1 protein-coding gene is annotated in these 382 nt (G+C 63.4%); it reads right to left on the bottom strand.

The features are described 5' to 3' along the window. Nucleotides 1-191 (bottom strand): hypothetical protein (locus IO33_RS45390; RefSeq protein ID WP_037687509.1); only part of this gene is annotated, 191 nt, incomplete at its 3' end. Nucleotides 192-382 lie beyond the last annotated feature (191 nt).

Here is a 382-nt window from a genome sequence, read left to right as displayed (position 1 = left end):
GTGATGCCGAACTCGCTGGCGCGGACACGCAGCTGCAGGTGCTCTGCGCGGGCAGTGTCGAGGTCCTGTTCGCGTTGGAGGATGTCGCCGTAGGACGCGGCCAGGTCGCGGACGACGCGTTCGCGTTCGCTTTGTTCGGCGAGGAGCGCGTTGGCGGCGGCTTCGGGATCGAAACGGATTGCTGTGGACACAGGTGTCCCCTTTCACTCACTGGATCAATATTTGGTTGCAGAGTGCTTCCAGTGTTCCACGGGTGAGTGACAGCGGTCGAGAGCAATCAGTGCGTGGCGAGTGGTTCGGCGGTGCCGCCGACGGTGCTCGCATATTTGTGGGTGTCGTCTGCCTCTGCGTCCGTGGAGACACGAACGTCAGCGGGTCGACC

This window comes from Streptomyces durhamensis, from assembly GCF_000725475.1.
GTDB lineage: Bacteria > Actinomycetota > Actinomycetes > Streptomycetales > Streptomycetaceae > Streptomyces > Streptomyces filipinensis.
The sequence above is the reverse complement of the archived record's forward strand: the minus strand, read 5'-3'. Positions and strand labels throughout refer to the sequence as shown.